Annotated in this window: 26 protein-coding genes; 11 read left to right on the forward strand and 15 right to left on the reverse strand. The window is 39.0% G+C overall.

The features are described 5' to 3' along the window. Positions 1-71 precede the first annotated feature (71 nt). From dusA to I6F66_RS03820, 7 genes are all read left to right on the forward strand, one after another. Entirely contained in the window at positions 72-1004 is a 933-nt protein-coding gene (dusA, locus tag I6F66_RS03790) for a tRNA dihydrouridine(20/20a) synthase DusA (protein ID WP_024607445.1), read from the forward strand. Positions 1005-1246: 242 nt separating this feature from the next. Further along, positions 1247-1927: a PspA/IM30 family protein gene (locus tag I6F66_RS03795; RefSeq protein WP_197208791.1), complete on the forward strand. Its 681-nt coding sequence runs from the start codon at positions 1247-1249 to the stop codon at positions 1925-1927. Positions 1928-1937: 10 nt separating this feature from the next. Next, positions 1938-2144 carry a PspC domain-containing protein gene (locus tag I6F66_RS03800; protein ID WP_008172691.1) on the forward strand — a complete coding sequence of 69 codons (207 nt, stop codon included), beginning with the start codon at positions 1938-1940 and terminating at the stop codon, positions 2142-2144. 173 nt (positions 2145-2317) lie between these two features. Then, positions 2318-2644, forward strand: coding sequence for a hypothetical protein (locus I6F66_RS03805; RefSeq protein WP_197208792.1), 327 nt, complete (start codon positions 2318-2320; stop codon positions 2642-2644). A gap of 76 nt (positions 2645-2720) precedes the next feature. After that, positions 2721-3233, forward strand: a complete 513-nt coding sequence (locus I6F66_RS03810) for a copper chaperone PCu(A)C (protein WP_197208793.1) — start codon at positions 2721-2723, stop codon at positions 3231-3233. A gap of 8 nt (positions 3234-3241) precedes the next feature. Beyond that, the gene (locus tag I6F66_RS03815; protein ID WP_166419381.1) at positions 3242-4228 is read left to right on the forward strand and encodes a DUF2333 family protein; all 987 of its coding nucleotides are present in this window, start codon (positions 3242-3244) and stop codon (positions 4226-4228) included. 3 nt (positions 4229-4231) lie between these two features. Further along, positions 4232-5002 (forward strand): TIGR04219 family outer membrane beta-barrel protein, encoded by a 771-nt coding sequence (locus tag I6F66_RS03820; protein ID WP_197208794.1) that lies wholly within the window; start codon positions 4232-4234, stop codon positions 5000-5002. A 33-nt stretch (positions 5003-5035) separates the two neighbouring features. Here I6F66_RS03820 and I6F66_RS03825 read toward each other — a convergent pair whose 3' ends face one another. Next, positions 5036-5923 (reverse strand): TIGR03899 family protein, encoded by an 888-nt coding sequence (locus tag I6F66_RS03825; protein WP_197208795.1) that lies wholly within the window; start codon positions 5921-5923, stop codon positions 5036-5038. Further along, the gene (locus tag I6F66_RS03830) at positions 5892-6473 is read right to left on the reverse strand and encodes an SRPBCC family protein (RefSeq protein ID WP_197208796.1); all 582 of its coding nucleotides are present in this window, start codon (positions 6471-6473) and stop codon (positions 5892-5894) included. The genes I6F66_RS03825 and I6F66_RS03830 overlap by 32 nt, the downstream gene beginning before the upstream one ends. A gap of 439 nt (positions 6474-6912) precedes the next feature. On the opposite strand from I6F66_RS03830, the gene I6F66_RS03835 reads away from it, so the two are divergent. Next, on the forward strand, positions 6913-9090 hold the full coding sequence (locus tag I6F66_RS03835; protein ID WP_197208797.1) for a YgiQ family radical SAM protein: 2178 nt from the start codon (positions 6913-6915) through the stop codon (positions 9088-9090). Positions 9091-9215: 125 nt separating this feature from the next. Here the strand turns inward: I6F66_RS03835 and I6F66_RS03840 are convergent, their stop codons facing one another. The 13 genes from I6F66_RS03840 to I6F66_RS03900 form a co-directional block, all read right to left on the reverse strand. Further along, entirely contained in the window at positions 9216-9767 is a 552-nt protein-coding gene (locus I6F66_RS03840; RefSeq protein WP_197208798.1) for a protein disulfide oxidoreductase, read from the reverse strand. Positions 9768-9822: 55 nt separating this feature from the next. After that, positions 9823-11181: a magnesium transporter gene (mgtE, locus tag I6F66_RS03845; protein ID WP_010554268.1), complete on the reverse strand. Its 1359-nt coding sequence runs from the start codon at positions 11179-11181 to the stop codon at positions 9823-9825. A 130-nt stretch (positions 11182-11311) separates the two neighbouring features. Continuing rightward, positions 11312-11584 (reverse strand): HPr family phosphocarrier protein, encoded by a 273-nt coding sequence (locus tag I6F66_RS03850; protein ID WP_002957937.1) that lies wholly within the window; start codon positions 11582-11584, stop codon positions 11312-11314. Positions 11585-11626: 42 nt separating this feature from the next. Then, a complete protein-coding gene (gene rapZ, locus I6F66_RS03855) occupies positions 11627-12472 on the reverse strand; it encodes an RNase adapter RapZ (RefSeq protein ID WP_010554269.1) in 846 nt (281 codons plus the stop codon). A gap of 18 nt (positions 12473-12490) precedes the next feature. After that, positions 12491-12943: a PTS IIA-like nitrogen regulatory protein PtsN gene (gene ptsN / locus I6F66_RS03860; protein ID WP_024590190.1), complete on the reverse strand. Its 453-nt coding sequence runs from the start codon at positions 12941-12943 to the stop codon at positions 12491-12493. Positions 12944-12947: 4 nt separating this feature from the next. Then, positions 12948-13235: a ribosome hibernation promoting factor gene (gene hpf, locus I6F66_RS03865; RefSeq protein ID WP_007580301.1), complete on the reverse strand. Its 288-nt coding sequence runs from the start codon at positions 13233-13235 to the stop codon at positions 12948-12950. A gap of 26 nt (positions 13236-13261) precedes the next feature. Next, on the reverse strand, positions 13262-14761 hold the full coding sequence (locus I6F66_RS03870) for an RNA polymerase factor sigma-54 (protein ID WP_165739998.1): 1500 nt from the start codon (positions 14759-14761) through the stop codon (positions 13262-13264). Between the two features lie 69 nt (positions 14762-14830). Next, entirely contained in the window at positions 14831-15556 is a 726-nt protein-coding gene (gene lptB, locus I6F66_RS03875; protein ID WP_007580304.1) for an LPS export ABC transporter ATP-binding protein, read from the reverse strand. Beyond that, complete coding sequence (gene lptA / locus I6F66_RS03880; protein ID WP_024590191.1) at positions 15553-16098, reverse strand: lipopolysaccharide transport periplasmic protein LptA; 546 nt, start codon at positions 16096-16098, stop codon at positions 15553-15555. The genes lptB and lptA overlap by 4 nt, the downstream gene beginning before the upstream one ends. Next, positions 16088-16642, reverse strand: a complete 555-nt coding sequence (gene lptC, locus I6F66_RS03885) for an LPS export ABC transporter periplasmic protein LptC (RefSeq protein ID WP_007580308.1) — start codon at positions 16640-16642, stop codon at positions 16088-16090. Before lptC ends, lptA begins: the two co-directional genes overlap by 11 nt. Further along, on the reverse strand, positions 16639-17190 hold the full coding sequence (gene kdsC / locus I6F66_RS03890; protein ID WP_007580311.1) for a 3-deoxy-manno-octulosonate-8-phosphatase KdsC: 552 nt from the start codon (positions 17188-17190) through the stop codon (positions 16639-16641). The genes lptC and kdsC overlap by 4 nt, the downstream gene beginning before the upstream one ends. Continuing rightward, positions 17191-18162, reverse strand: coding sequence for a KpsF/GutQ family sugar-phosphate isomerase (locus I6F66_RS03895; protein ID WP_165727702.1), 972 nt, complete (start codon positions 18160-18162; stop codon positions 17191-17193). It lies immediately after the preceding gene. A 3-nt stretch (positions 18163-18165) separates the two neighbouring features. Continuing rightward, complete coding sequence (locus I6F66_RS03900) at positions 18166-19134, reverse strand: calcium/sodium antiporter (RefSeq protein ID WP_024607453.1); 969 nt, start codon at positions 19132-19134, stop codon at positions 18166-18168. 255 nt (positions 19135-19389) lie between these two features. On the opposite strand from I6F66_RS03900, the gene I6F66_RS03905 reads away from it, so the two are divergent. Genes I6F66_RS03905 through mlaD form a run of 3 tightly spaced genes read left to right on the forward strand, consistent with a single transcriptional unit; the run spans position 19390 to position 21546 of the window. Next, positions 19390-20205, forward strand: a complete 816-nt coding sequence (locus I6F66_RS03905) for an ATP-binding cassette domain-containing protein (protein ID WP_165727701.1) — start codon at positions 19390-19392, stop codon at positions 20203-20205. Further along, on the forward strand, positions 20205-20984 hold the full coding sequence (gene mlaE / locus I6F66_RS03910; RefSeq protein WP_002957949.1) for a lipid asymmetry maintenance ABC transporter permease subunit MlaE: 780 nt from the start codon (positions 20205-20207) through the stop codon (positions 20982-20984). The genes I6F66_RS03905 and mlaE overlap by 1 nt, the downstream gene beginning before the upstream one ends. Before the next feature lie 13 nt (positions 20985-20997). After that, complete coding sequence (gene mlaD, locus I6F66_RS03915; protein WP_002957950.1) at positions 20998-21546, forward strand: outer membrane lipid asymmetry maintenance protein MlaD; 549 nt, start codon at positions 20998-21000, stop codon at positions 21544-21546. Positions 21547-21548: the final 2 nt, after the last annotated feature.

Genomic DNA, 21548 nt, shown 5'->3' on the forward strand with positions numbered 1-21548 from the left:
TTAATAACTTTAATACCCTGAGGTTTGCTTTGAATAAATGTACTTTGGATAGACGCTTTTCTGTGGCACCAATGCTTGATTGGACTGATCGCCATTGTCGTACTTTTCATCGCAAAATGACTAAACATACTGTGCTTTATACAGAAATGATAACCACAGGGGCTATTTTATTTGGTCGAGGCGACTACTTACATTTTAATAAACACGAAGGCCCAGTTGCACTGCAACTTGGTGGCTCTGATCCTAAAGCGCTTGCGCAATGTGCAAAACTGGCAGGTGAGCGTGGCTATGACGAAATAAATTTAAATGTAGGTTGCCCGTCAGACAGAGTTCAAAATGGTCGATTTGGCGCATGCTTAATGGCTGAGCCTCAATTAGTTGCTGAGTGTGTTGCAGCAATGAAAAACGAAGTAAGTATTCCTGTAACTGTTAAAACGCGTATTGGTATTGATGAGCAAGATTCGTATGAGTTTTTATGTGCGCTTATTGAAGCGTCTCATAAAGTAGGATGTGATGATTTTATTATTCATGCTCGTAAAGCATGGCTTAATGGTTTAAGCCCAAAAGAAAATCGTGAAGTCCCACCGCTTGATTACCCACGTGTTTATCAACTTAAAAAAGATTATCCGCAGCTAGACTTAAGCCTAAATGGCGGCGTTAAAACAATTGAGCAGAGCCTAGAACATCTACAACATATTGATGGTGTAATGATTGGGCGTGAAGCTTACAGTAACCCATTTATGCTCAATGACGTTGATGAGAAAATTTATGGTGATGCTGCAAACACACAATCACGCCACGACGTAGTGCGCTCAATGTACAGCTACATTGAAGAAGAAATGCGTTTGGGTGCTAATTTTTGGCATATTGCACGTCACATGCTCGGTATTTTTCAGGGGCAGCCTGGTGCACGAGGTTTTAGACGCCATCTTTCTGAAAGTGGTCATGGTAAGCAAGCTGATTTATCGGTAATGGATAAAGCATTAAGCTTTGTACCAGAATAAAGCTAAGCTTTAAAAGTTCTAAATTTAAGCCACTTTCGAGTGGCTTTTTTGATCCTAAATATTAGTCAAAAGCATGATTTATTGGCCAATTACACTCTATGCTGTTCAGCTGGAAGTCACTAAAAACTAGAGTGCTTGTTATTTATCACTATGATTTTAAATGCTTTATTTTTTTTGATGAACTTGGCACAACTCTTGGACTCTCCTTGTTGAAATTAATTAAAAATCAACAGGAGAATACCATGGGAATATTTAACCGCGTAAATGATGTAATTCAATCAAACATTGTCGCCATGCTGGATAAAGCAGAAGACCCTGAAAAGCTTTTAAACCTAATGCTTACCGACATGCAAGATGCATTAAATGAGTGTCGTACTACAGCTGCCGCTTTATTGTGTGAAGAAAAAATAATTAATCGTCAAATTGATACTAAAAAAACAGAATTAGCAGCTTGGCAAACTAAAGCAGAGCATGCGATTAAAAAAGGCAATGATGACCTTGCTAAGTCAGCTTTACTTGAGAAGCAGCGTGTTAGCGAAAGCATTGTAAATAAGCAAACGCAATTAGAAACTTTGCAAGAGTCTATCGCAAAAATTAAAGCTGATTGCGAGCGCTTACAGCAAAAAATGACTATGGCTAAAACTAAGCAAGCTCAATTGATGCAGCGTCATAATGTTGTTATTGCTAGAGGGCGAATCAGTACACAATTACAAAGCGATAAAGTAGCTCATGCACTATCTCGATTTGATCAAGTAGAGCAGCGTGTAGAAAGTATTGAAGCGCAAATAGAAGCATATGAGTTAACTGACCCTGCAAATACGACTGCTTCACAAATTGAAGCTTTAGTTAAAAATGAAAAAATAGATGCTGAGTTAGCCCAGTTAAAAACAAGTTTAAAAACCGATTTAAAACAAACTGCTTAAGGGGAATATTATGAATAGCTTTAATCGTCAACGAGGTTGGTATAAAGATACTCTGAATAAAAAAATATCGGGTGTTTGTAGTGGTTTAGCTCATCGATTGGACTTTCCGGTATGGGCAACACGTGTAGTTACTATTTTATTATTTTTGAGTTTTCCGTTTGCAATAGCACTTGGTTATTTTATAGCGCATTGCTGCCTTGAAAATAAAGAGTATTAATACCAACAGGCATAAATATTTGAACAATTTAACGAATTAAATCACTCTATAACGTTGTTAAAAATTTTTTATTTAGAACCACTAGATATAAAAATTTCTGCCTAGTTATAGCGCAATTTTCTTATCGTTAAATAGGCCTCATATATAAGCTGGTTGGTATAAGGAGAATTACTATGAAAGCTTTGGCAGTATGTGTAATTATCTATTTATTACTGTTTACTGATTTAATAGCGTTTGTGCAGATTGATTCTTGGCAGTTGCCGTTATGGATTGCTGATATTAGCTGGGCAGGGCTCGAGCTTGTAGGTGCTTTGGCCGCAATTGTTGCTGTAGTGGCGGTAGTGGCTTTAATTACTATGGGATTAGTGGGTGCGGGTGTGGTGGCATTAGTAGGGACTGTTTTAGCGCTTTTATTCGGATCTATAATGATTGCATGGCCGTTACTATTTGTTGCAGTGTTGTGTTGGCTTGTTGCCGATAACAAAAAAGTAGCCTCTTAATCCTTAATTTGACTGACTATTATAGGTTAACTATGTTAAATTTAGCCTGTAATTTACAGTTCTCATAAGGATAAGAATGATGACGAAACTATGTTTTTCGATGGCTTCTGCATTACTATTTAGTTTTTTTTCGTCATCGTTGGCGGCGCACTCAGGGCACGATCATGGTTCTGATGTGGCTGTACTCGAAGTAACTAACGCGCAAATTAGAGAGTTTTTACCTGGCAGTACTTCAACTGTAGGTTATTTAACGCTAATAAATCACAGTGGAGCCGCAGCAACTTTAACTAAGGCAACTATTGATGGCTTAGGCCGTGTTGAAATACACGAGCATTCACATGTAGACGGCATGATGAAAATGCAACAAGTTGAATCAGTTGAAATTAAAGCGCACGAAAGTGTCAGTTTTCAACCTGGCGGTTATCATTTAATGGTATTTGAACCACAAGAGCCATTAAAAGTAGGGCAAGAACGTAAACTCACGCTATATTTTAGTGACGGTAATCGCTTGTTTACTAACGCTCAAGTGGTGTCTCTTGAAGCGCAAGCTACGCAGTCAAAACCATCTACTCAACACGCTCATCACTAGGAGTACACATGTCGCAACACAAAGGAAAAATAGCAGGAATAGTTGTTTTACTGCTTATTATATTTTACGCAATTGCTGTTTATTGGAGCACAGAGCCTGCACGTTTCGATGTTGTTGCAAACGCGAAAGAGCAAGCGCAGCTTCATAATGAAAAAATAGTAACGGGTTATGTAACTACATCAACGCTTATTACAGTTGCTAGCACTTTGCTTGATAAACCAGGTGGCTACTTATCAAATGATGTGATACCGCCAAGTATTATTATGGATGATATGCCAGCGTGGGAATATGGCGCACTTGAAATGGTGCGTGATTTATCGCTTTCTATGCGTAAAGATTTTAGTCGTTCGCAATCACAATCAACTGAGCATGAAGCACTTAAAAAGGCACAGCCACAGTTTAATATAAGCTCTGAAGCATGGGCGTGGCCAAGCGCTGAAGGTGAGTACCAAAAAGGTATTGATTATTTAATGGTATATCGTGGACAAATTGCTAATGAACATGAACGCGATAGCCAGTTTTACGCACGAGCAGATAACTTACGTAGTTGGCTTAAAGAAGCTGAAAAACGTTTGGGTAGCTTAAGCCAGCGTTTAAGTGCGAGTGTTGGCCAAGAGAAAGTGAATACTGACTTAGCGGGTAATTCATCTAATAAACAAGCAACTCTTGCTCCACTGCAGCAGCAAGTTAGAACACCGTGGTTAGAAATTGACGATGTGTTTTACGAATCGCGCGGTGCTACTTGGGCGTTACTGCATTTTTTACAAGCGATAGAGTATGACTTTAATGATGTGCTTGAAAAGAAAAATGCACGTGTAAGTGTTCAGCAAATTATACGTGAGCTTGAGGCAACCCAAGAAACAGTGTGGAGCCCACTTATTTTAAACGGGAATGGTTTTGGCTATGTGGCTAACCATTCTTTAGTTATGGCAAATTATATTTCTAGAGCCAATGCGGCTTTAATCGAACTTAGCGAGCTATTAGCTCAAGGATAAAAAATGAAAAAGTATTGTTTAGCAGCAGCCCTTTCAATGGCATGTTTAGCACCCGCAGCGCAAGCTGACACTCTACTAGGTTTATACGTAGGTGTTGATGGGTGGAAGTCAGATAACGATGGTCAATTTTCTTATAAAGATAAATCATCTCAAGATTTTGATTTTGAGGATGAGACTTTTGTAAGTTACTACGCGGCACTTGAGCACCCAGTGCCACTAGTTCCAAACATTAAACTAAAGTATACAGAGCTTGAGCTAAATGGTTCTGCACAGCTTGCAGATACATTTAGCTTTAATGGCTCTGATTATGTTGTGGGTTCTACTGTAAACACAGTAAGCGATTTAACGCATATTGATTACATCTTTTACTACGAGATTTTCGATAACGATTTAATCTCGATTGACTTAGGTTTAAACGTTAAACAATTTGATGGTGATATTGTTGTAAGTGGCACTACCCAAAATGGTGGCACTGACTTTACCGAAACCAAAGACTTCTCTGGTTTTGTTCCACTTGCATATGGCCGTGCTGAAGCAGGCTTACCGTTTACTGGTTTAAGTGTATTTTTTGAAGGTAGCTTTTTGGCTATTGACGATAGCAAAGTACAAGATTATCAAGTAGGTGTAGCGTATGAACTTATTGATAATTTAGCGGTAGATGTTGCTATTAAAGCAGGTTACCGCTCTATGATATTAGAACTTGATGATGTAGATGATATTACTACTGATATTGATGCATCTGGCCCATTTGCGGGTATTCAGGTTCATTTTTAATTAGTTTCCTCTAATTGAACAAAGCGTGGCATATTATTTTATAGCGTGCCACGCTAAATCAAACTCTCCTTCCAACGCATTATTAATCAGTTGCTTATAGACCTTATTTACTGGGAAGTTAATAAGTTTAGATAGCTCATCACCTGTTTGAGTAAATTTATAATAGCTCAATACTAAATCACTGCTTTTTGCTTTTAACGTTACTTTTTGCGATAAAAATGAAAGCGTAAGTTCTTGCCCTGCTTTAAGCACTGCAGATTCAATCTCTTTTCTATACAGTAAATTAAGATCCATGAGCGTTAAAATATCAGGAAAGCTAATGCCTGTTTTTCCTAAATTTAGAGATACTTTATTGCCTTTTCGTAGTAAATCGAACAAAGATGGTTTTTTATAAAAACCGAGTAAAATAAAGTGACTGTCGTCTTTTTCGTTGTAACCTGAAAGCGAAACACATTTTTGTAAAGAGTCAGCTTCTCGCTGTGTCATATGCTTTAATGTTTGTAGGCTTTTAATTGAAAACGTCCCCGGGTTAAGCGTTTCTCCCGTTAAAATTTTAGCCCATAAAGTTTGCATTGACTCATTTGAAGTATCTTCACACAGCGCTATAAAATGCTCTACCCAATCTACATCAGGTTGTTTACTACTTGCTACATCAGGGCAAAACCCCATAGCCATTGCTAAAATTGACTCTATATTTTGTTGTTGTTTTATTAGTAGCAAATCTTGGCGCTTTTGGGCGCGAGCTAAAACAGAGTTTTCACTGTTGATATGATAAAGCGGTTTAATTTGGCCTTTAATATCGTAATTTTGCTCGTTAGTAGGTAGCACGCCGTTACTTCCTACTTTAGTTATAGGATAGCCAAGTAAGGATTCAATGATGTTGGCAAGGTTAATTCTCGCTTGTGCTGTTTTGACTGTCATGACTTTGCATTATCCTTTGTGGATCACTAAGTTGTGCAACGGTTTGAAGGTTATTTAATCCCAGCGAAACTGTATTACGCAGCACATACTCGCTCAATATTGCGGTGTAGCCAGATATCAAAGGAGCGGTTGTTTGCCCTTCAATATTACATATTAAAGTAACAATACCGTTTTGCTCACTAAAATTAAATGTTCCTCTGATAATATGTTCAGCATTTAAAAGTATGTTAAAGCTGACCTTATTTTGACTTATCGATGTTATGGTCATTTCACCATAACCCCATTTCCCTTTCCAAGACTGATGAGCCCCTAAGCCAGAACTAGGTTCGCCTAAAGTAAAGCGTATGCTGGAGTCTACCTTTTCCCACGGAGACCATTTTTGCCATTGACTAAAGTCGGTGACAAGCGGCTTTACTACGTCAATATTTGCATTGATTTCAATTGTTTTATTTACACTATAACTTTGAGGAAGTATCAGTCCTATCAGTACGAGTACTAATAGTAATAACAGTACGCCTTTAATTAATATTTTTAATAGCTTAATAAGCACACCTTTATTCGTTTTTTGAGCTGAAATACAACAACTTTTATTAATGGACTATAGTATGAATTAGATTATAAACCAAAAATAATTTATTAATTGTTACTTAGTTGCATGAATACCGTTAGAGCTATATTTTTAATGAAGCTATGAAATAAATACACTTGTTGAAAGTTTTGATTCTACATTTCTTGGTTTTGTAAAATGAACCAATAAGATGTTGAAGCATAGAATCAGTAAAATTGCTTAAAGACTTGGGGAAGTGGAGAGTGTTTTATGTATGCATACTTATTTTAAAAATCGAACTTATAAATAAACGCTAAAAAAGATTAACTTATTATTATTTAAGATAATGAACGATTTAGAATTTAAGGCGCAATATGCTTTGTATATATAAACAATTTAGTAGGGTATAATTCGCGCCTTTTGTTATTCTACGGCCACAATTATGAGCACTCTCAAAGCTAAGCGCGCCTTATTTTCATACCCTAAGTACTGGGCTGAATGTTATGGCACCGCGCCATTTTTACCAACTACACGTGAAGAAATGGATGCACTTGGCTGGGATAGCTGCGACATAATAATAATTAGTGGCGATGCGTACGTCGATCATCCTAGTTTTGGTATGGCGGTAATTGGCCGTGTGCTTGAAGCGCAGGGTTTTAGAGTGGGTATTATTGCCCAGCCTGCATGGGATTCTAAAGACGCATTTATGGAACTCGGCAGACCAAATTTATTTTTTGGTGTAACAGCCGGTAACATGGATTCGATGATTAACCGCTATACAGCTGAAAAGCGTATGCGCCACGATGATGCGTACACCCCAGATAACGTAGGCGGTAAACGCCCAGATCGCGCCGTAATGATCTACTCACAAAAATGCCGTGAAGCCTACAAAGGAATACCGATTGTTATTGGTGGTATTGAAGCTAGCCTTCGTCGTATTGCTCATTATGATTACTGGCAAGAAAAAGTACGTCGTAGTATTTTGTTTGATGCAAAAGCTGACATTTTAATTTACGGTAACGCAGAGCGCCCGTTAGTTGAAGTTGCACACCGCATTGCTGCGGGTGAAACCATGGACACTATTCAAGATATTCGCGGCACAGCTGTTATTCGAAAAGAACCTTTACCGGGTTGGCGTGGTAGCGACTCTACCGCTATCGATAAAATTGGTAAAATTGATCCTATTCCAAATCCATACGGCGCTGATGATGTTGGTTGTAGTAAATCTGAATTTAAACAAGCGGGTATTGATTTAAAAGCGGAAGCTGCAAAACCAATTATGGTTCAGCCTGCGCGTCCTAAGCCGTGGGAAAAAACCTATGTTAAGTTACCTGCTTATGAACAAGTAAGTGTTAACAAACCTTTATACGCCCATGCTTCACGTATTCTACATCAAGAAACAAACCCTGGTTGTGCAAGAGCGCTGTTTCAGCGACACGGCGATCGCTCTATTTGGGTAAACCCGCCAGCATACCCACTAGAAACACATGAGATGGATGCTGTGTTTGGTTTACCGTATCAGCGTATTCCTCACCCAAGTTACGGCGACTCTAAAATACCTGCTTATGACATGATAAAAACGTCAGTTAATATTATGCGCGGTTGTTTTGGTGGTTGTTCGTTTTGCTCAATTACGGAGCATGAAGGGCGTATTATTCAAAGCCGTTCGCAAGAATCAATTATTGAAGAAATTGAACAGATTAGAGATAAAGTGCCGGGTTTTACTGGTGTTATTTCTGATCTAGGTGGTCCAACGGCTAACATGTATAAGCTGCGTTGTACGAGCAAAAAGGCAGAGAGTACCTGTAGGCGTTTATCATGTGTGTATCCTGAAATTTGTAAGCACATGGATACAGACCATACTCCAACAATAGACTTGTATAAAAAAGCACGTGAAGTTAAAGGTATTAAAAAGGTATTGATTGCTTCTGGTGTTCGTTACGACTTAGCTGTACGCGACCCTCGTTACGTTAAAGAATTAGTAACCCATCATGTAGGTGGCTACTTAAAAATAGCGCCAGAGCATACAGAGGATGGTCCATTATCAAAAATGATGAAACCAGGTATGGGCGCGTATGATCAATTTAAAGAATTATTTGATAAGTACTCTAAAGAAGCCGGCAAAAAGCAGTATTTAATTCCTTACTTTATATCTGCTCACCCAGGGACAAAAGATGAAGACATGGTAAACATGGCTTTATGGCTTAAATCAAACGACTTTAAGCTTGATCAGGTACAAAATTTTTACCCGTCACCTATGGCTAATGCGACGACTATTTATCACACAGAGATGAACTCTTTGCGTAATATTAAAAATAATACCGAAGTTGTTCCAGTACCTAAAGGTGCACGCCAACGTAGATTGCATAAAGCAATTTTACGCTACCATGATGCAGCAGGTTGGCCGATGATACGTGAAGCACTGCGTAAAATGGGTAAAGCTAATTTAATTGGTAAAGGGCCTAACTGTTTAGTGCCTGAAGAAGGGCGCGATGAAAAAGCAGGTAAAGGTGGCAGCAAACGCGGACGTCCTGCACTAACGCGACATACCGGTTTTAGCCAATTTAAAAAGGCAAATACTAAACCAAAAGTAGGCGGTAATCGTCAAAGCACACGTTAGTAGTTTGCTCTACAGTTGTAAGACCGAAAACCAAGTGAACTTCTGTATTTATTGGCTATAGTTAATATAGCCAATAAATGTCTACTTTAATAAGTCGTTTTTTAATATCTAATACTTAGTTTTTCTTAAAACGTTGATGATAACCACAAACGCAACTTAAGTGACCATAGAGGCTGAATGCCTGTTAGCCCTTGCGTCATTTTATTATTTTTTAAGATTATATAGGATGGCGTGACTTGTCCTTGCCAATCGGCAAATATCTCACCGTGTTGATCGTTTACAGTTGTAAAGCTGTAGCCATGCTCATTTAAATAATTATGTAATTCTTGATCAGAACCTGATTTTATTGCGATGGTGACTACGGGATAATTGTTTTCTGCGGAGAGTTCATCTATTGCAGGAGATGTCACGCTACATATAGGACACCAAGTTCCCCAAAAATATACAAGCGTTGGTTTATCTTGGCTCATTGCGGCTAAGTCAATGTTTTGCCCTTTATAATCTGTTAATTGCAATTGCGGATTAGCTGGCATCACAGGTTGTCGCCACCAATTAACTGCAGTGTAAATAACGAAAAATATAGAGCCATATACCAATATACTTTTTAATATTGATAACCCTTTTTGTTTTAGCGTTTTTTTAGGTGTCTCATTTTTATTCTTGATATCCGCTTCCATAATTGCAGCTTTACCCTAAGTGTTTTTACTTTAGTTATTTGCAAAAGTTTCTAATTTACACCAGCAACCAGGTAGCAGTACCTAAAAAGGCGAATATACCTACAATGTCTGTCACTGTAGTCAGTACTACACTACCTGCAAGCGCAGGATCTATATTCATTCTTTTAAGAATTATTGGAATACTTGCACCAGCAACTCCCGCTACAACTAAATTCATAAACATAGCGAAGGCGAGTACACCACCAAGCATAAAGTCCCATTGCCATAGGGCAATAACACCTGCAATTAACAGCGACCATAAAACGCCGTTTAGTGCGCCAATGGCAAGCTCTTTCATCATCAAGAAGCGTTGGTTTGTTTGATTTATATGACCTACTGCAATACCACGTATAACAAGCGTTAGCGATTGGCTACCTGCAACACCACCCATAGAAGGGACAATACCGTTAAGTACAGCCAAAATAGGGAGCACATCTAAAGTACCTTCAAAAAAGCTAGCTACAAAAGCAGCTGCAAGTGCAGTCAGCAAGTTAACACCTAACCAAACTGAGCGTTTTTTAGAGCTTTTTAGTACGGGGGCAAAGGTATCTTCTTCATCATCAAGACCGGCTAAGCCTAACAAGCTATGCTCGGCATCTTCTCGGATTACGTCAACGATGTCATCGATAGTGACACGACCAAGGAGCTGATCGTTATCATCAACGACGGGGGCCGATATCCAATTATGACGCTCAAATAATTGAGCTACTTCACTTTCATCCATTGAGATTGGGATAGATTCACAATCTTCATCCATTAAATCGCGAACAATTTTTTCTGGCGGATTAGTTAATAATGTACTGAGTGATAAAGCGCCTATAAAGCAGTTATGCTTATCAACAACATATAAGTCATCGGTACCTTCTGGTAACTCGCCACGTAGCCTAATATATCTAAGTACTACATCAAGCGTAACATCGGGGCGAATGGTCACCGTATCGGTGTTCATTAGCGCACCGGCTGAACGCTCTTGATATGAGAGTGCTTGTGTTGCACGTTCACGGTCTTGAATGTCCATCGCGCTAACAACGTCTTTGTAAACGGTGTCAGGTAGGCTACGTAATACTTCACCTAAGTCATCGTGGCCCATATCTTCGGTTGCGGCTGCAATGTGCTTAGGTTCCATTTGGGCAATAATGCCTAAACGTACATCTTCTGATAGTTCTTCAAGAACATCACCTTGTACATCGGGATCAACCAACTGCCAAAGTAGTCGGCGAATTTTATGCGGTGATGATTCTAACAGTAATGCGGTATCACAAGGAGCTGTTTTTGCGAGCATGCGCCTAACTTGAACAAATTGACCACTATTAAGTGACTTAGTCACCTGCTTTAGTTGTTGTAGTGGGTAATCTTGTTCAAAAGCTTCAGGCATTGGCGTCCTTTATAAATTTTTATATTACTTTATGAGGGGAGGTGAGTTAACTGGCGTCACTAACCGTATTTATTTTATATATCTGTTTTAGTTGGGGCATTAGTAATGCGAGCATTATTTTTATAACTGTTTATTCTTGTTCATTAAAACGTTGTGCTATTAATTCTCCAACAGCATGTAAAGCTTGCTCAGAATCGGGGCCTTTGCATACAACTTTTACTTCTTTGCCTTGGCTACTTTCAAGTAACATTAGTGCAAGTACGCTATCGCCTGCGGCTTCTTTGTCATCTTGAAATAATGTAATAGTCGCATCAAACTGCACTGCCAATTGGGCAAGCACGGTGGCTGCTCTGGCGTGCAATCCTAATTTGTTTTTTATTAAAAAAGTGTCTTCACAATGCATAACTTACTCTACCTAAGCTGAACAGGTGATTATTCAGCTATATTATTTTTCTTGTTCGCGATGGCGAATTTTTACATTGGGATGTGTCATTGCAAAACTTTCACCGATAGTTTGCGCTAAATATACAGAGCGATGTTGTCCGCCTGTACACCCAATGGCAATGGTTAAATAACTACGGTTATTTCGCTCTAAGTGCGGTAACCACGTTTGTACAAATGTTTGAATTTGCCATGTGAATTTTTGTACTATGCTGTGATTGGCCAAATAATCTTTAACAGGTTGATCTAACCCATTTAAAGGTTTTAATTCAGGTTCCCAATGTGGATTTGGTAAAAAGCGTGCATCAAATACGTAATCTGCTTCTTTTGGTATACCGTATTTAAAACCAAACGATTCAAACGTGACAATCAGTTGCTTATCTTTTTTACCTAAAATCTTTTCACGAATAGATTCAGCAAGTTGATGAACGCTTAAATCAGTTGTATCTATCATAAAGTCGGCGCGGGTGATTAATACATCAAGTAATTCTTTTTCTTTTTTGATGGCTAAATCAAGAGGCAACGAGTCAATTGATAGTGGGTGTAATCTACGAGTTTCAGAAAAACGTTTGATCAATGTTTGATCGTCGCTATCTAAATAAAATAACGTAGGTTTTGCAAAGCCAGGCAAGTATTCAAGAATATCGTTAAATTCATCTTGTTGTTTAGGGATGTTACGCACATCAATGCTAACAGCAATTTTATCATAGCTATCAGACACACTGCGAACTAATGAAGGAAGCAAGTTAACTGGAATATTATCTACGCAATAATAACCTAAATCTTCTACAACGCGTAAAGCAACCGACTTTCCAGAACCAGAACGGCCGCTTATGATAATTAACTCCATTTAACACCCTTTATAAAACTATGATTGATTGACAATAACTTGGTAAAGCTCAGTATCTGATTTTGCACTGCGTAACTGTTTACAAAAATCTTTGTTGTTTAGTTTATCAGCAATGGTTGCTAGAGTCTTTAAGTGCTGCTGGTTATCGCCATCTGGTACGATGAGTGCGACAAAAATATCAACAGGGCGATTATCTATAGCATCAAAATTTATTGGTGTTTCACTAACGAGCACTAAAGCTAATGGCTCTTCTGCGCCGCTCATTCTTCCGTGAGGAATCGCAATGCCACGCCCTATACCTGTACTACCCAATTTTTCTCTGCTCATTAAAGCATTAAGAATATCTTGTTGCGGTAAATACGGAAGTTTGTCGTGAGCAAGTTCGCTAATGAACTCTAAAATTCTTTTTTTGCTATTAAAAAGGACCGCAGCTTTGCTGCAGTCCTGGCATATAAGTGAGCTTAATTTCATCATATTAGTGTCGAGCAAGCTTCTCTTTGTGTTTAATTACTTGTCGATCGAGCTTGTCGATCAACGAGTCAATGGCGGCATACATATCTTGATGTTCTGTAGAGGCAAATAGCTCAGCACCGCTTACGTGTATGGTGGCTTCTGCTTTTTGATTTAATTTTTCTACATCGAGAATGACATGAACATTATTAATATGATCAGAGTGTCTTTCTAGCTTCGCAAATTTGGTATTAATATAGTCTCTTAGTGAATCGGTTAATTCTACGTGACGACCAGTTAAGTTTAGTTGCATAAGCATTACCCTCTTTTTTTTGCGTCTTAAATCAAACTTTTACGCTGATTTGACGGTGGAATAGCCAGAGATTCGCGGTATTTTGCGATTGTACGTCTCGCTACTTTAATTCCTTGCTCAGCCAATATATCCGCTATTTTGCTATCACTCAATGGTTTTGCTGAGTTTTCTGCTGCGATTAATTTTCGGATAAGCGCACGGATTGCTGTAGATGAACATTCACCACCGTTTTCGGTGCTTACATGGCTTGAGAAAAAATATTTAAGCTCAAATATACCACGGGGTGTGTGCATATACTTTTGGGTTGTTACGCGCGAAATTGTTGATTCGTGCATTTCTACCATTTCAGCAACATCATTTAAAACCATTGGTTTCATGGCTTCAGGACCGTGTTCAAAAAAGCCTTGTTGTTGCTTAACAATACAATTTGTTACTTTTAATAGCGTGTCGTTTCTACTTTCTAAGCTTTTAATAAACCATTTAGCTTCTTGTAAATGCGAGCGAATAAACTGGCTGTCACCACTGGATTTTACAGTGCGAGACATTGCAGCGTATTGGCTATTAACACGAATTTTAGGCATGCTATCTGGGTTTAACTCAACAACCCAGCGGCCTTTAATTTTTTTAACTGACACATCAGGAATAACATACTCAGACTCTTCTCTTACAATAGTATCTGCAGGCTTAGGGCTAAGAGTATGTATTAATGTCATTACTTCTTTAAGCTCTTCTTCTTTGAGCTTAGTCTTCTTCATTAATGTACGATAGTCACGAGCTGCTAATAAATCAATATGCTCGGTTAAAATCATTTTCGTTTCATTAATGTAAGGTGTTTCTTTATCAAACTGGTTAAGTTGAATACATAAACACTCTTGTAAACTACGTGCAGCAATACCGACAGGATCAAACAGTTGGATGCGCTTTAATACTGCTTCAATTTCATCAAGTTCAACTTCGTTATCTTCTTCGTTTTCTTGATTAAAGCTTTCTAAAATTTCTTCGCAGCTTAGTGTTAAAATGCCTGAATCATCGACGGCTTCTACAATAGCAATAGCAATGGCTTCATCGGTAGGGCTAAATGGCGTTAGTTGTAATTGCCACATTAAATACTCATGAAGCGTTTCAGTAGAGGCGCCTTGGTATATTGATTCGTCTTCAGGCATCGGACCCGATGATGCTGCTGGGGCGGCACTCATGTACTCATCCCAACTAACATCCATAGCCATGTCGTCACTTAGCGTGTCTTTTGCAAGTGCTTCACCACTATCTTGTTCGTATTCGCTTGGAGCATCATCGGCAGATGCGCTAACAGTTATGTCATCTGTATCTGCTTTTTGCTCGTTTTTACCTGCAGCGTCTTCGGAATAGTCTGGTTCTTCAACCTCTAATAGCGGGTTGCTGTCGAGAGCTTCTTGTATTTCTTGCTGGAGATCCAATGTACTGAGTTGCAACAAACGAATAGCCTGTTGCAGCTGTGGAGTCATTGTAAGTTGCTGGCCCATGCGCAGCTGTAGTGATTGCCTCATGTATCTCTAACAATCCTTTTATGTTGTTATAATTAATACTAGCAGATGCTTAAAGACATGGCGTAAATGTTACAGCCTAAATTGCTCGCCTAAGTAAACATCGCGTACTGTTTTATCATTTAATACGTGTTCTGGAGTACCTGATGCAATCAGCTCCCCATGAGAAACAATGTAGGCTTTTTCACAAACATCAAGGGTTTCTCTTACGTTATGATCGGTAATTAATACACCAATCCCACGATTTTTAAGATGTTCTATTATTTTCTTTATGTCTAATACCGAAATCGGGTCAACACCTGCAAATGGTTCATCCAGTAATATAAATTTAGGATCTGCTGCCAGCGCACGTGCTATTTCAACACGACGACGTTCGCCACCCGACAATGCCATACCTTGGCTATCACGAATGTGTTGTATGCTAAATTCATCTAATAATTTATCGAGAGTGTCTTCTCTAGCTTGTTTATTTAACTCTTTGCGCGTTTCTAAAATGGCCATTAAGTTTTGATAAACAGTCAGCTTTCTGAATATTGAAGACTCTTGCGGTAAGTAGCCAATGCCTAATCTAGCACGACTATGCATAGGTAAAAGAGTAATATCGTTATCGTCTATCGATATTTTACCTTTGTCGCTAGGTACAAGTCCTACTATCATATAAAACGTGGTAGTTTTACCTGCGCCGTTAGGGCCAAGTAAGCCAACAATACTGCCAGCTTTGACTTCAAGGCCGACGTTTTTTACAACTTCACGGCCTTTATAGCTCTTTGCTAATAGCTCTGCTTTTAATGTGCTCATGGTTGACCTTTGTCGCTTTTTTTACTTTTTTTAGTCTCGATTGGTACTAAAATTGTGTGAACGCGGTCAGTTGAGTTTTCATCTTTTTCGGCACTGATTAGCTGCTGCTCTATATCGTAGGTAATGCTTTTAGCATTTATTTTTTGTCCCGCTTGCGATACTTGTGCATTACCAACAAGCGTTAAAAAACGCTTAGATACATCATAACGTACTTCGTCAGCACTGGCGCTCATAGTCGTGCCATCTGATTGCTTTTCTTCAAAGTGCGCAGGGCTACCTGTAGCAATTAATAATTGTTTATTATCGCCAAGTTCATCGCGTTTATGTACTTCTAAGCGGTCGGCTGTGATACGGCGGTTACCGTGAATAATTTCAACGTTTTTCTCAAAAATCCCGACATTAGCTTTTAATTGACCTTCTTGCTTATCGGCGCTTATTGAAATTTGATTTGCAGCCGGTTGCGTGTTTTGCTCTGCAGCACTACTATTAAACGCTAGTATAAGTGTAGGAATAATAAGTGATTTTAATATTTTATTGGTCATAATATATGGTTCGCGTATGGTTAATTAGTTTTATCACTTCGGTTTTTAAGTCGGCTTCTAGGCCTTTACCAGTGATTTTTAAATTGGGTCCAGTGATGATAACGGGTTGCTCCGAACGCATTGTTAATAGCTTTATATCTACCTGAATATTATCAGCATTGATTTTGTCTATCATGGCGTTATCGGTTAAGTTTTTGGCAACCACATTGCCTTCTAAAATTAATTGTTTGTCTTCGTATAATGTTGCTTCGTCTGCATTTATTTGCCACGTTTGCTTTTCGTTATATAAAGTAAAAATAGGTTTTTCAAAAAACGTAAAACCTAATTGTTGATATAGCTCCATTTTAGCCGCAGTGACTTTGTGGCTAATTTTACCTTGTTCGTCATAGGCTGTTTGTTTGAGTTCTATGGCTATGTAATCAGGCTTGGCAATAACTTCAGGCTCAGTCTGAGGCACAATATTTGTTTGTGTAAAATAAGGGTACCAAAGCCAAACCATACAGCTAATGAATAAAACGCTTAATATTATGCGCGCTGCATTCATGAACTAGTGCCTTGTGTAGTCAATGCTTTACCATTTTCAAGCATAAGTAAGTCGGTGAGCTCTCTTACTGCACCAAAGCCGCCAGGCATTTGCGTTACATAGTGTGATAAACGTTTAATAAGTGGATGGGCATCATTTACTGCAACAGCAAAGCCGACTAATTCCATAACGGGCATGTCAGGACCATCATCACCTATATAAGCAATTTGTTCATCGCTAAGGTTGAGTTTGTCTTTTAGCTCTTGATAGGCAATGAGCTTATTTTCTTGGCCTTGATAAATATGCTGTACGGTTAAGCTGCTCATACGTTGTTGCACTATTTGTGAATGACGACCAGTAATTACAGCCACTTCAAAGCCACTGTTTATAAGCGCTTTAATGCCAAAACCATCTTTTGTATTAAATGCTTTTAGCTCTTCACCTTGATTACCAAGATAAATACGGCCATCAGAAAATACACCATCAATATCGCATATAAGTAGCTTTACTTTTTTAGCGCGTGCTTTTGCATCATCGCTCAGCGGTTGATAGAGTTCTTCAAATTGCATTTATAACACTCCTGCTTTTAATAGGTCTTGCATGTTTAATGCGCCAATAGGTTGGTTTTTATCATTGACGACGATTAAGCCATTTATACGTTTGTGTTCCATAATATTAAGCGCTTCAGCAGCCAAAATATCTTGTGTAGCCGTAGTACATGACTTAGTCATAACAACATCTATTTGTGTTGTATGAATATCAATTCTTTGCTCTAAAATACGACGCAAATCGCCATCGGTAAATAATCCCACGAGCTGCTGATCTTCATCAACAATGGCTGTCATACCTAGCCCTTTAGCAGACATTTCAATAAGGGCGTCTTTAACTGTTTGTGAAACGCTAATAATAGGTGTATTTGCGCCGCTGTGCATAACATCTTTTAAAGTAAGTAATAAGCGCTTGCCTAAACTACCACCTGGGTGAGATAACGCGAAGTCATCAGCTGTAAACCCGCGAGCTTCTAATAATGCAACTGCCATGGCATCGCCCATCGCAAGCGTTGCAGTGGTACTTGATGTAGGAGCTAGACCCAATGAACAGGCTTCTTTTTCTACTTTAATACACACATGTACATTAGCAAGGGTCGCCATGGTTGATTGCGTATTGCCAGTCATCGATATCATTTTGGCACCAAGTCGTTTTAAAACCGGAATGATATTTAAAACTTCGCTGGTCTCCCCTGAATTAGAAATAAGCATAACCACGTCATTTTTAGTGATCATACCTAAATCACCATGACTTGCTTCACCAGGGTGAACAAAAAATGCTGGACTGCCAGTGCTTGCAAGGGTTGCCGCTATTTTATTGCCAATATGACCTGATTTACCCATACCAATAACAATAATACGGCCTTCGCAGTCGTACATTAATTGGCACGCGTTATGAAAATTTTCATCTACATATTGTGCAATATCACTAAGTGCTTGGCGTTCAACATCTAAAACGCGAAGGCCTTGTTCAATAAAATTTAGCGTTGCCATCATTTACCCTACTTGACTAAAAATATACCCTTGGTAACCCAAAAACGCTATTAGCAATAAGCCGCCTTCTACTCTATTGATACGTTGGGTGCCTCTAAAGTTCAATGACATAATAATTAGGGCAAGTGTTGCGCCAATCATAATTAATACGTCTCGGCTTACTAATGATGGGTCAATGGCAGAAGGGTTAATAATACCGGCAAGTGGTAATACCGCTAGAATATTAAATATGTTTGAGCCAACAATATTACCTAGTGCTAAATCATCTTCATTTTTAAGTACACCTGCAACCGAAGCGGCAAGTTCTGGCAAGCTAGTACCAATGGCAATAATCGTTAAACCAATTACTAGGTCGCTTAAGCCGAAGTATTTAGCAATATCGACAGCCGAACCTATTAAAAAATGAGAGCTAACAGGTAGGAGTATCATGCCGACAACTAACCAAAATACCGCTTTTTTCGTAGGTACATCGTTTGGTACATCGTCGCAGGCTTCTGAGACAAATGGGTCATCTTGGTTTTTTGCACGCATAGATACAATAATTAACCCACCGATGAATACGATAAAGCCAACCAAAAGTGCAACACCTTCATTAAATGAAAAGTAGTTATCTGAGAACACATACCAAGTAGCTAAAGATACGAGCATCACTAATGGCATTTCACGTTTTAATGTACTTGATGAAACTGAAAGAGGGCGAAATAAAGCTGTGATACCTAACACAAGTAAAATGTTTGTAATATTAGAACCAACAGCATTACCAACTGCTGTGTCGGTTTTATTAGCCAAAGCGGCAGAGGCTGAAACCATCATTTCGGGTGCTGAAGAGCCCATAGCTACCACGGTTAAACCAACAATAAGTGTAGGTACACCAAAGTTTTTAGCAAGAGCCGCAGCGCCATAAACAAACCTGTCTGCACTCCAAACAAGAGCTGCAAAACCAAGAATTAAAATAACAAACGAGGTAACCATTGTGTTAAGCCAGTTATACAAAATACGGATGGCGCGAATAGTAACAAAAGCCAAGATGAAAGTATAAATAAAAGAGTAAGGTCAACTACGTAACAATGCTGCTTTTAAACAGCTAATTTAAAAATTTAAGCCGGGGTTAAGCTGTTTTGAGCGAGTCTTATAATCCTTTTCATGGGTGTATTACAAAATCTTACGAATTGTTTTTTCCATCTTTGACAAAAAAGCTTTAAAATAGGTGCACTAGTGAACATTTTTATGGAGAGCGACTTGTCGCAATCAATAGTAGAAGTCAAGGATGTTAGCTTTTCGAGAGGCAATAGAATCATATATAAAAATATGAGTTTTAGCGTTCCTAAAGGTAAAATTACTGCGATCATGGGGCCAAGCGGAATTGGCAAAACCACTATGTTGCGTTTAATTGGTGGTCAGCTTAAACCAGATTCAGGTGATATTTTATTTGAAGGTGGCAGCATTCCTAAAATGTCTCGTAAAGAGTTATACGAAGCACGTACTAAAATGAGCATGCTTTTTCAAAGTGGTGCGCTGTTTACTGATATGTCGGTATTTGACAATATTGCGTTTCCTATAAGAGAGCACACAAAGCTAAGTGAAGACCTTATTCGATTAGTTGTATTAATGAAATTGCAAGCGGTTGGGCTACGTGGCGCTAAAGATTTAATGCCCTCTGAGTTATCGGGCGGTATGGCAAGACGTGCTGCACTTGCGCGCGCTATAGCACTTGATCCAGAGCTAATCATGTACGATGAACCATTTGCAGGACAAGACCCTATTTCGATGGGCGTATTGGTTAAGCTAATTAAGTCGCTTAACGAAGTATTGGGTTTATCGTCTTTAATTGTGACACACGATGTGACAGAGGTAATGAGTATTGCCGATCACGTTATAATTATCGCCGATCAAGGTGTAATTGGTTGTGGTACTCCTGATGAAATGCGCAATCATGAATCTCCTTTAGTTCAACAGTTTTTAAAAGGCTTGTCGGATGGTCCGGTACCATTTCATTTTCCGGCTCAAGCTTATGCAGATGAACTGCTTGGAGAAAAAGCATAATGTTGGATTTATTTCAAAAGCTAGGGCATAAAACGCTAGGACGTTTTGCGGCTCTTGGCCGTTCGGCTTATATGCTGTTTAGTGCGCTTGCGCATGTTCCTAATTTTAAAAAAGGCACACCGTTACTTGTTCGCCAACTTTATATGGTCGGTTCGCAATCGTTGCTGATTATTATGGTGTCGGGTTTGTTTATCGGCATGGTGTTGGCTCTACAAGGTTACACCGTATTAGTTGGTTATGGCGCTGAGGATAGTTTAGGGCCGTTAGTGGCACTGAGTTTATTGCGAGAACTGGGCCCGGTTGTTACTGCATTACTATTTGCAGGACGCGCAGGTAGCGCATTGACTGCTGAAATTGGCTTAATGAAAGCAACAGAGCAACTTTCATCACTTGAGATGATGGCAATCGATCCGCTAAAACGTATTATTGCACCGCGCTTTTGGGCGGGTTTTATAAGCATGCCATTGCTTGCATTGATATTTTCAGCCGTAGCAATCATAGGCGCTCATTTAGTGGGTGTAGATTGGCTGGGGGTTGATACAGGTAGTTTTTGGTCAATCATGCAATCACAAGTGTCGTTTCAGCAAGACATACTAAACGGTATTATTAAGAGTTTTGTATTCGCCATAGTGGTGACCTGGATTGCGCTTTATAAAGGATATGACTGTGTGCCGACCTCAGAAGGGATCAGCAAAGCAACCACCGAAACGGTTGTTCATTCGTCATTAGCAGTTTTAGGTTTTGACTTTATTTTGACAGCGGTAATGTTTACCAGCTAATAGGGTATAGATAATGAATTCACGGAAATTAGAAATTTTAGTTGGTTTTTTTGTAGCACTTGGCATTTTAGCTTTTGCGATGCTCGCACTTAAAGTTGCCAATTCAGGTATTAGTGGCTCTGGCGAAACATATACGCTTAATGCCAAGTTTGAAAACATTGGCTCATTAAAAGCGCGTGCGCCGGTAAAAGTAGGTGGTGTTGTAATTGGTCGTGTTGAATCAATTTATGTACACCCACAAGAGTTTTTACCAGTGGTAAACATGACCATTGATGCACAGTATTTATGTCGTTTTTCAGACACAAGCTCAATCTCTATTTTAACGTCGGGTATTTTAGGTGAGCAGTACTTAGGTATTCACCCTGTCATTTCTCCAGATTCGGCTAAACAACGTTGTTTAGGCGAAACAGTGACTGAAAACAAGCAAGATGAAGCAATTGACGATTTGTTTGGTGTGGAAAGTAAAGCACTAGGTGATGGCGATTCAATTACTGATACTAAGTCTGCCATTGTACTTGAAGAATTAATCGGGCAGTTTTTATTCAACCAAGGTAGTGAGTAATT

This window comes from Pseudoalteromonas sp. NZS100_1, from assembly GCF_015864285.1.
GTDB classification, from domain to species: domain Bacteria; phylum Pseudomonadota; class Gammaproteobacteria; order Enterobacterales; family Alteromonadaceae; genus Pseudoalteromonas; species Pseudoalteromonas arctica.

What these genes read in the sequence shown, in the direction of transcription:
- mgtE (WP_010554268.1), bottom strand. Translation starts at nt 11,181, where the DNA reads ATGCCTGAAGCTTTTGAACAAGATTACCCACTACAACAACTAAAGCAG.
- I6F66_RS03870 (WP_165739998.1), bottom strand. Translation starts at nt 14,761, where the DNA reads ATGAGGCAATCACTACAGCTGCGCATGGGCCAGCAACTTACAATGACT.
- hpf (WP_007580301.1), bottom strand. Translation starts at nt 13,235, where the DNA reads ATGCAACTAAACTTAACTGGTCGTCACGTAGAATTAACCGATTCACTA.
- I6F66_RS03900 (WP_024607453.1), bottom strand. Translation starts at nt 19,134, where the DNA reads ATGGTTACCTCGTTTGTTATTTTAATTCTTGGTTTTGCAGCTCTTGTT.
- mlaE (WP_002957949.1), top strand. Translation starts at nt 20,205, where the DNA reads ATGTTGGATTTATTTCAAAAGCTAGGGCATAAAACGCTAGGACGTTTT.
- I6F66_RS03905 (WP_165727701.1), top strand. Translation starts at nt 19,390, where the DNA reads ATGGAGAGCGACTTGTCGCAATCAATAGTAGAAGTCAAGGATGTTAGC.
- I6F66_RS03835 (WP_197208797.1), top strand. Translation starts at nt 6,913, where the DNA reads ATGAGCACTCTCAAAGCTAAGCGCGCCTTATTTTCATACCCTAAGTAC.
- I6F66_RS03815 (WP_166419381.1), top strand. Translation starts at nt 3,242, where the DNA reads ATGTCGCAACACAAAGGAAAAATAGCAGGAATAGTTGTTTTACTGCTT.
- lptC (WP_007580308.1), bottom strand. Translation starts at nt 16,642, where the DNA reads ATGAATGCAGCGCGCATAATATTAAGCGTTTTATTCATTAGCTGTATG.
- I6F66_RS03810 (WP_197208793.1), top strand. Translation starts at nt 2,721, where the DNA reads ATGATGACGAAACTATGTTTTTCGATGGCTTCTGCATTACTATTTAGT.
- rapZ (WP_010554269.1), bottom strand. Translation starts at nt 12,472, where the DNA reads ATGGAGTTAATTATCATAAGCGGCCGTTCTGGTTCTGGAAAGTCGGTT.
- I6F66_RS03795 (WP_197208791.1), top strand. Translation starts at nt 1,247, where the DNA reads ATGGGAATATTTAACCGCGTAAATGATGTAATTCAATCAAACATTGTC.
- I6F66_RS03850 (WP_002957937.1), bottom strand. Translation starts at nt 11,584, where the DNA reads ATGCATTGTGAAGACACTTTTTTAATAAAAAACAAATTAGGATTGCAC.
- kdsC (WP_007580311.1), bottom strand. Translation starts at nt 17,190, where the DNA reads ATGCAATTTGAAGAACTCTATCAACCGCTGAGCGATGATGCAAAAGCA.
- I6F66_RS03800 (WP_008172691.1), top strand. Translation starts at nt 1,938, where the DNA reads ATGAATAGCTTTAATCGTCAACGAGGTTGGTATAAAGATACTCTGAAT.
- mlaD (WP_002957950.1), top strand. Translation starts at nt 20,998, where the DNA reads ATGAATTCACGGAAATTAGAAATTTTAGTTGGTTTTTTTGTAGCACTT.
- I6F66_RS03805 (WP_197208792.1), top strand. Translation starts at nt 2,318, where the DNA reads ATGAAAGCTTTGGCAGTATGTGTAATTATCTATTTATTACTGTTTACT.
- I6F66_RS03840 (WP_197208798.1), bottom strand. Translation starts at nt 9,767, where the DNA reads ATGGAAGCGGATATCAAGAATAAAAATGAGACACCTAAAAAAACGCTA.
- I6F66_RS03820 (WP_197208794.1), top strand. Translation starts at nt 4,232, where the DNA reads ATGAAAAAGTATTGTTTAGCAGCAGCCCTTTCAATGGCATGTTTAGCA.
- ptsN (WP_024590190.1), bottom strand. Translation starts at nt 12,943, where the DNA reads ATGAAATTAAGCTCACTTATATGCCAGGACTGCAGCAAAGCTGCGGTC.
- lptB (WP_007580304.1), bottom strand. Translation starts at nt 15,556, where the DNA reads ATGAGCACATTAAAAGCAGAGCTATTAGCAAAGAGCTATAAAGGCCGT.
- I6F66_RS03825 (WP_197208795.1), bottom strand. Translation starts at nt 5,923, where the DNA reads ATGACAGTCAAAACAGCACAAGCGAGAATTAACCTTGCCAACATCATT.
- dusA (WP_024607445.1), top strand. Translation starts at nt 72, where the DNA reads ATGCTTGATTGGACTGATCGCCATTGTCGTACTTTTCATCGCAAAATG.
- lptA (WP_024590191.1), bottom strand. Translation starts at nt 16,098, where the DNA reads ATGACCAATAAAATATTAAAATCACTTATTATTCCTACACTTATACTA.
- I6F66_RS03895 (WP_165727702.1), bottom strand. Translation starts at nt 18,162, where the DNA reads ATGGCAACGCTAAATTTTATTGAACAAGGCCTTCGCGTTTTAGATGTT.